This is a genomic window from Streptomyces sp. NPDC001732 (assembly GCF_053596315.1).
Genome location: NZ_JBSFFY010000043.1, coordinates 48,258 through 54,599 on the forward strand (window position 1 = coordinate 48,258; position 6,342 = coordinate 54,599).

A 6,342-nucleotide genomic window follows, 5' to 3' on the forward strand; every position below is an offset into this window, starting at 1 on the left:
GCCCGCGCGCTCCAATGGAGGGGTGACCGCGCCCCCCGACGACTGCCTCGCGCGCAACGAGTGGCTCTGCGGGGCCTACCTCTCCAGCCGGCGCGAGATCCTCTGGGACGCCGTCGTCCAGCACGTCCAGCTCACCGCGGCCTCCGTGCTCATCGGGCTGCTCCTCGCCGTTCCGCTCGCCCTCGCGGCATGGCACCGGCGCTGGGCGGCGGGCCCCGTCCTCGGCATGACGACCGCCCTGTACACCGTCCCCTCGCTCGCCATGTTCTCGCTGCTGCTCCCGGTGTACGGACTGTCCGCCCCGCTCGTCGTCGCCGGACTCGTCCTGTACTCGCTCACCCTCCTCGTCCGCAACCTCCTCGCCGGACTGCGCGCCGTGCCCGAGGAGACCCGACAGGCCGCGCGCGGCATGGGATACGGTCCGCTGCGGCTGCTGCTCACCGTCGAACTGCCCCTCGCCCTGCCCGCCGCCATGGCCGGACTGCGGATCGCGACCGTCTCCGCGATCTCCCTGGTCACGGTCGGCGCGATCGTCGGCCACGGCGGGCTCGGCAACCTCATCTACTCCGGCATGAACACCTACTTCAAGGCCCAGGTGCTCACCGCCTCCGTCCTCTGCGTGATCATCGCCGTCGCCGCCGACCTGCTGCTCCTGCTCGCCCAGCGGTTCCTGACCCCGTGGACCCGGAGACGGTCGTGAACACCCTCGCCGAAGCCTGGTCCTGGCTCACCACCGCCGCGAACTGGACCGGCGAGGGCGGCATCCGGGACCGCCTCCTCCAGCACCTCTTCCTCACCGTCGTCTGCCTGCTGATCAGCTGTCTGATCGCGCTGCCCGTCGCCGTGCTCCTCGGCCACCTCGGCAGGGGCGGCGCACTCGCCGTCAACCTCTCCAACATCGGCCGGGCCGTCCCCACCTTCGCCGTGCTGGTGCTGCTCCTCCTCACCCCGATCGGCGGCCACGGCGAATGGCCGACCGTCGTCGCCCTCGTGCTCTTCGCCGTACCTCCGCTGCTCACCAACGCCTACGTCGGCATGCGGGAGGTCGACCGGGACGTGGTGCGTGCCGCCCGGGGCATGGGAATGACGGGCCGGCAGCTGATGCTGGGCGTCGAGGTGCCGCTCGCCCTGCCCCTGATCCTCACCGGCGTACGGATCGCCGCCGTCCAGCTCGTCGCGACCGCCACCCTCGCGGCCCTGGCGGGCGGCGGAGGACTCGGCCGCATCATCACCGCGGGCTTCAACCTCGCCTCCACCGCGCAGGTGGTCGCCGGAGCGGTCCTGGTGACCCTCTTCGCCCTGATCGTCGAAGGGCTCTTCGAAGCGGTGCGGCGACTGCTCCCCGGCCGGCTCCGCGGCGAGGCGGCCGGATGAGACCGCGCGGCGCGTTCCCGCTGCTGCCGGCGCTGCTGCTGGCGGCGACCGCCTGCGCCACCGGCCCCTCCCTGGAGAACCGGGGCGAGGTCACCGCACCGCCCGGCGACAGCAAGCACCTCACCATCGGCTCCGCCGGATTCACCGAGAGCGAGCTGCTCGCCCGGATGTACGCGCTGCTGCTGGACCGGGCCGGCTACACCACGAGGATCATCACCGTCACCAACCGGGAGATCTACGAACCCGCGCTGGAGAACGGCCAGATCGACGTCGTGCCGGAGTACGCCGCCACCTTCGCCGACTGGCTGAACGCCAGGGAGAACGGCGCCGACGCCGCCCCCGTCGGCTCGCCCGACCTCGCCGCCACCATGAAGGCCCTGCGCGCACTGGCCGGACCCCGCGGCCTCACCGTCCTCGACCCCGGACGCGCCCTCGACCAGAACGCCTTCGCCGTCACCGCCGCCTACGCGGCCGAACACCGCCTCCGGACCCTGAGCGACCTGGGCGCGTCCGGCCTGCCCGTACGGCTGGCGGCCGGGGACGAATGCGTACGGCGCCCCTACTGCGCGCCCGGACTGAAGAAGACGTACGGCATCCGCGTCACGGCCGTGGACCCCAAGGGCGTCGGCACCACCCAGGCCAAACAGGCCGTCCGCAACGGCCGGGACCAGATGGTCCTGACCACCACCACCGACGCCACCCTGGACACCTTCGGCCTCGTCCTGCTCGCCGACGACAAGCACCTCCAGAACGCCGACCACCTGGTCCCGGTCGTCAACCGCTCCCGGGCGGGCGGCGAAGGCGTGCGCCGGGCACTGGGCGCGCTCGGCACCGTACTGACCACCGCCGACCTGGCCCGCCTCGACGAGCAGGTCGACAGCTGGCGGCGGCTGCCCGAGGACGTGGCGCGCACCTACCTGGAGTCCCGGCGCCTCCTGCCGCGCGACTGACGGCCCCCCGGCGAGGTCAGGCCCTCAGCTTCCCCGGCAGCCAGCCCAGCTGCACGGCCTCCTGGAACGGCCCGCCGCCCTCGTGGTCGTTGAAGTCGTACACCTCGATGGTCTTGTCCGGGTGGGCGTAGGCGTTGAACGCGGCGAAGACCGTCGAGGGCGGACAGGTCATGTCCTCCAGGGCGGTCGAGAACAGCGCCGGCGCCCGCCCGCGGGCGGCGAAGTGCACCCCGTCGAAGTAGGCCAGGGTCGTCCTCGCCCGGTCGGACCGGCCGCGGTGCGTCTTGAGGTAGTTGCCGATCTCGCGGTACGGGGTGCGGTCGGTGACCGTCAGCGCGCGCGGGAAGTCGCACAGGAACGGGACGTCCGGCGCGATCGCCGCGAGGTCCGGTATCAGCCCGCCGACGGCGAGCGTGATGCCGCCGCCCTGGCTCTCGCCGATGGCCGCGGTGCGTGCCGCGTCGGCCAGCGGGTGCGAGCGCGCCGCCTCCACCGCCCGCACCGCGTCGGTGAACACCCGCCGGTAGTAGTACGCGTACGGGTCCTCGATGCCGCGGGTCATGAAACCGGGGAACGCGGGCCCGCTGCCCACCGGGTCCGGGGTGTCGCCGACGCGCCAGCCGCTGCCCTGGCCCCGGGTGTCCATCACGAAGTGGGCGAAACCGGCCGAGGCCCAGAGCAGATGGGTGTGTGCCAGGCCCCGCCCGCCGCCGTAGCCGATGAACTCGACGACCAGCGGCAGCGGCTCCGTGGCACCCGCCGGGACGACGAACCAGCCCTTGACCGGGTGGCCGCCGAAGCCCGCGAACGTCACGTCGTGCACGTCCACGGTGGCCAGACCCGTGCCGGCGCGCCGCTCGAACCGGGCGGCGAGGTCGTGGGACCTGGCCTCGTCGAGCGTCTTCGTCCAGAACGCGTCGAAGTCCTCCGGCTCCACCGACGTGCTGCGGTGCTCGCGCAGCCGGTCGAGCGGCAGATCGAACAGGGACATGCGGTACCGCCTTCTTCGCAGGGAATGATCACCCGGGGGGATGGCCGATCACACCGTACGGCGGCGGACGGCACGGGGCCGGTCCGGGGCCGGGAGTCCGGTGGCCGGGGGGACAACAGGAGAACAAGTGGTATGAGGCGTTCGCGCGGCTGCCCGGCCGCGACGGGCCCCGGCGCCACCGGCCCGACGCGTGCGGCTGCTGACGGACCACCCCGAACCGGTGGCGCGCAGGGGGCTCCACTCGGACCGCCCGCGCCCCCTCTGCACGTCCGCTCTACGCGTCCGCGATCGAGTCGAACCGCACCTCGTCCCGGCCCACGCCCCGCGCGTCCGCGTCCACCGAGCGGCGCAGCGCCTCGTGGAGCCGGGCCGGGGTCAGCACGCCGAGGAACCGCGACCCGTCCAGCACCGCCACCCACCCCGCGTCGTGCTGGAGCATCTCGCTGAACGCCTGCTTCAGCGGGGCCCCCACCGGCACCCAGGCATCCATCCGCCGGGCCAGAGCACCGACCGTGCCCCGCCCGCCCGCGGCCCGCAGCGCCTCCGCCGAAACCCAGCCGTGCAACTCGCCCCCGCCGTTCAGCACCACCGCCCAGCGGGCATCCGCCTCGCCCAGCCGGGCCGCGGCCGACCCGGCCGGCTCGTCGAGCCGGGCCACCGGCGGCTCCTCCAGGTCGTCCGGCTCGATCGCCGTGACCGAGAGCCGCTTCAGGCCCCGGTCGGCGCCCACGAACCGGGCCACGTACGGGGTCGCGGGAGTCCCGAGCACAGCCCCCGGGCTGTCGAACTGCTCGATGCGCCCCGCCCCGTACACCGCGATCCGGTCGCCCATCCGGACCGCCTCCTCGATGTCGTGGGTGACCATCAGGACCGTCTTCCTGACCGCCGCCTGCAGGCCCAGGAACTCGTTCTGCAGCCGTTCGCGCACCACCGGATCGACCGCGCCGAACGGCTCGTCCATCAGCAGCACCGGCGGATCGGCGGCCAACGCCCTTGCCACGCCCACCCGTTGCCGCTGGCCGCCGGAGAGCTGCGCGGGGTAGCGGGAGCCGTACGTCTTCGGGTCGAGGCCCACCAGATCCAGCAGCTCGGCCGCCCGCTCCCGGGCCCTCGCCCGTTTCCAGCCGATCAGCGCGGGCACGGTCGCGGTGTTGTCGAGGACCGTGCGGTGCGGGAAGAGCCCGACCTGCTGGATGACGTAGCCGATCCGGCGGCGGAGCCGTACCGGGTCGACGCCGGAGACGTCCTCGCCGTCCACCAGGATCCGGCCCGACGACGGCTCGATCAGCCGGTTCACCATCATCATCGTGGTGGTCTTGCCACAGCCGGACGGCCCGACGAGAGTGACCAGTTCCCCCTCGGCGACCTCGAAGGACAGGCCGTCCACCGCGGTCGTGCCGTCCGGATAGACCTTGCCGACCTGCTCGAACCGGATCATGCCTGCACGGTAGGAGCCGTCCGGGCACCGCGCACACGGGCCGCGACCGTCCGGGTCACGGCCGTGTGCTGAACTGTCCGCGGCACATCTGATTCAGGAGCACCTTGTGAGCAGCTACCGGCACCCCGGCATCGTCTTCACCGACCGCTACTTCACCGTCCCGCTCGACCACGACGATCCCGACGGCGAGCAGATCGAGGTCTTCGGCAGGGAGGCCGTGGCGAGCGGGAGGGCCGGCGAGAAGCTGCCGTGGCTGGTCTACCTGGAGGGCGGTCCCGGCTTCGGTGCCCGGCGCTTCGTCGGCACGGAGGCGTGGCTGGGGCGGGCCGTGCAGGAGTTCCGGGTGCTGCTGCTCGACCAGCGCGGCACCGGCCTCTCCACCCCGGCCAACCGGCAGACCCTGCCGCTGCGCGGCGGTCCGCGCGAACAGGCCGACTACCTGGCCCGCTTCCGGTCCGACAACATCGTGCGCGACTGCGAGCTGATCCGCCCGCAGCTGACCGGCGGCGAGCCGTGGACGGTCCTCGGCCAGTCCTTCGGCGGCTTCTGCGCAGTCCGCTACCTGTCGGCCGCCCCCGAAGGGCTCGGGGCCGTCCTGATCACCGGCGGACTGCCCTCGCTCGACGCACACGCCGACGACGTCTACCGGGCCGCCTACCCGCGCGTCGAACGCAAGGTCGCCGCGCACTACGCCCGCTACCCGCAGGACGTCGAACGAGCCCGGCAGATCGCCGCCCACCTGCTGGAACACCCCACCGACAGCGCGGGACACCTGCTGACGCCCGAGGGGTTCCAGTCCCTCGGCATCATGCTGGGCGGCGGCAACGGCAGCCACCAGCTGCACTACCTGCTGGAGAACGCGTTCGTCCGCACCCCGTACGGCACCGAGCTCTCCGACACCTTCCAGGAGGCCGTGCGCACGGCCAACTCGTTCGCCGGCCACCCGCTGTACGCGCTGATGCACGAGGCGATCTACGGCCAGGACGCCCGGCCCACCGCCTGGTCCGCCGAGCGGGTCCGCGCCGAGTTCCCGCAGTTCGACGCGGCCGAGGCGCTCAAGGGCGAGGGACCGGTGCTCTTCACCGGCGAGACCATCCACCCCTGGCACTTCGAGGTGGACCCGGCGCTGCGCCCGCTGCGCGAGACCGCCGACCTGCTGGCCGCCCGCACCGACTGGGCACCGCTGTACGACCCCGACCGCCTGGCGGCCAACCGGGTACCGGTCGTCGCCGCCGTCTACCACGACGACATGTACGTCGACACCGGGCACGCCCTGCGCACGGCGGCGTCGATCCGCGGGCTGCGCACCTGGGTGACCGACGAGTACGAGCACGACGGGTTGCGCGCGAGCGGGCCGCGGGTGCTGGACCGGCTGCTCGCCATGGTCGGGGGCGACGCCTGAGCCACGGCGGGTGACGCTCCGGGGCGACGTACGGGCGGACGCCGGGCGGCGTTCCGGGCGACGACGCCCGGTCCGGATGATGGCCGGTCCGGAGCTGACGCTCACCACCCATGTCGTGCGCGCCGGGGTGACCCGGCTGACGGACGACAGCGCCCACCTGCTCGTCTTCCTCGACCAGGTCTACGAG

Annotated in this window: 6 protein-coding genes; 4 read left to right on the plus strand and 2 right to left on the minus strand. The window is 73.2% G+C overall.

Going from position 1 to position 6,342, the window contains the following annotated elements; genetic code table 11:
* Positions 1–22 precede the first annotated feature (22 nt).
* The 3 genes from ACWCXX_RS29830 to ACWCXX_RS29840 are packed head-to-tail and all read left to right on the plus strand — an operon-like array spanning position 23 to position 2,324.
* The gene (locus tag ACWCXX_RS29830; protein WP_451132607.1) at positions 23–700 is read left to right on the plus strand and encodes an ABC transporter permease; all 678 of its coding nucleotides are present in this window, start codon (positions 23–25) and stop codon (positions 698–700) included.
* A complete protein-coding gene (locus ACWCXX_RS29835; protein WP_451132609.1) occupies positions 697–1,374 on the plus strand; it encodes an ABC transporter permease in 678 nt (225 codons plus the stop codon). The genes ACWCXX_RS29830 and ACWCXX_RS29835 overlap by 4 nt, the downstream gene beginning before the upstream one ends.
* Positions 1,371–2,324: an ABC transporter substrate-binding protein gene (locus tag ACWCXX_RS29840; RefSeq protein ID WP_451132610.1), complete on the plus strand. Its 954-nt coding sequence runs from the start codon at positions 1,371–1,373 to the stop codon at positions 2,322–2,324. The genes ACWCXX_RS29835 and ACWCXX_RS29840 overlap by 4 nt, the downstream gene beginning before the upstream one ends.
* 16 nt (positions 2,325–2,340) lie before the next feature.
* On the opposite strand, the gene ACWCXX_RS29845 is transcribed toward ACWCXX_RS29840, so the two are convergent.
* Both ACWCXX_RS29845 and ACWCXX_RS29850 read right to left on the minus strand, forming a co-directional pair.
* Positions 2,341–3,315: an acetylxylan esterase gene (locus tag ACWCXX_RS29845; RefSeq protein ID WP_451132612.1), complete on the minus strand. Its 975-nt coding sequence runs from the start codon at positions 3,313–3,315 to the stop codon at positions 2,341–2,343.
* 274 nt (positions 3,316–3,589) lie between these two features.
* Positions 3,590–4,753 carry an ATP-binding cassette domain-containing protein gene (locus ACWCXX_RS29850; RefSeq protein ID WP_451132614.1) on the minus strand — a complete coding sequence of 388 codons (1,164 nt, stop codon included), beginning with the start codon at positions 4,751–4,753 and terminating at the stop codon, positions 3,590–3,592.
* A gap of 106 nt (positions 4,754–4,859) precedes the next feature.
* On the opposite strand from ACWCXX_RS29850, the gene ACWCXX_RS29855 reads away from it, so the two are divergent.
* On the plus strand, positions 4,860–6,155 hold the full coding sequence (locus ACWCXX_RS29855; RefSeq protein WP_451132616.1) for an alpha/beta fold hydrolase: 1,296 nt from the start codon (positions 4,860–4,862) through the stop codon (positions 6,153–6,155).
* Positions 6,156–6,342 lie beyond the last annotated feature (187 nt).

Excerpts from the sequence above, each read along its gene's own strand:
- ACWCXX_RS29840 (WP_451132610.1), top strand. The coding sequence starts at position 1,371 with ATGAGACCGCGCGGCGCGTTCCCGCTGCTGCCGGCGCTGCTGCTGGCG.
- ACWCXX_RS29850 (WP_451132614.1), bottom strand. The coding sequence starts at position 4,753 with ATGATCCGGTTCGAGCAGGTCGGCAAGGTCTATCCGGACGGCACGACC.
- ACWCXX_RS29845 (WP_451132612.1), bottom strand. The coding sequence starts at position 3,315 with ATGTCCCTGTTCGATCTGCCGCTCGACCGGCTGCGCGAGCACCGCAGC.